We start from the raw sequence: 970 nt of genomic DNA, 5'->3' as shown, positions 1-970 counted from the left end.
ACACCGGCGGCTCGATCCGCCAGCCGGCGGCGTTCACCGCGACCGTCGGGATCAAGCCGACCTATGGCCGCTGCTCGCGCTGGGGCATTGTCGCCTTTGCATCCTCGCTCGATCAGGCAGGTCCGATCGCGCGCAGCGTGCGCGACAGCGCGATGCTGCTGCGTTCGATGGCAGGGCACGATCCAAAGGACACGACCTCCGTTGACGTTCCCGTACCGGACTATGAGGCCGCGATCGGCAAGTCCGTGAAGGGCATCAGGATCGGCATTCCCAAGGAATACCGCCTCGACGGCATGCCGGCCGAGATTGAGAAGCTGTGGAGCGAGGGCGCGGCCTGGCTGAAGGCGGCCGGCGCCGAGCTGGTCGAAGTGTCGTTGCCGCACACCAAATACGCGCTGCCGGCGTATTACATCGTGGCGCCGGCGGAGGCCTCCTCCAACCTCGCGCGCTATGATGGCGTCCGCTATGGCCCGCGCGAGCAGGCGAAGAACATCAACGAGCTCTATGAGAACACGCGTGCCGAAGGTTTTGGCGCGGAGGTGAAGCGCCGTGTCATGATCGGCACCTATGTGCTCTCGGCCGGCTATTACGACGCGTATTATCTGCGCGCGCAAAAGGTGCGCACGCTGATCAAGAAGGATTTTGAGGATTGCTTCGCGAAAGGCGTCGACGCGATCCTGACGCCGGCAACGCCCTCGGCGGCCTTCGGCATCGGCGAGAAGGGCGGGGCTGATCCGGTCGAGATGTACCTCAACGACATCTTCACGGTGACCGTGAACATGGCAGGCCTGCCCGGCATCGCCGTGCCCGCCGGCAAGGACGCGCAGGGCCTGCCGCTCGGCCTGCAGCTGATCGGCCGTCCCTTCAACGAGGAGACATTGTTCTCGCTCGGCGAGGTGATCGAGCAGGCGGCCGGCCGTTTCACGCCCGCGAGGTGGTGGTGAATGTCGCCGCGTTCATCGCGAGCCTC

The 970-nt window shown here is 65.5% G+C and carries 1 protein-coding gene; it reads left to right on the top strand.

Annotated elements, in window-relative coordinates:
* On the top strand, nt 1-944 hold a 944-nt coding region (locus MOV75_RS39595), incomplete at its 5' end, for an amidase family protein (RefSeq protein WP_247008276.1).
* Nucleotides 945-970 lie beyond the last annotated feature (26 nt).

The sequence above is a fragment of the Bradyrhizobium sp. PRIMUS42 genome, from assembly GCF_023006515.1.
Taxonomy (GTDB): domain Bacteria; phylum Pseudomonadota; class Alphaproteobacteria; order Rhizobiales; family Xanthobacteraceae; genus Bradyrhizobium.
Note: the sequence above shows the minus strand (reverse complement) of the source record. Positions and strands in the feature narration are given on the sequence as shown.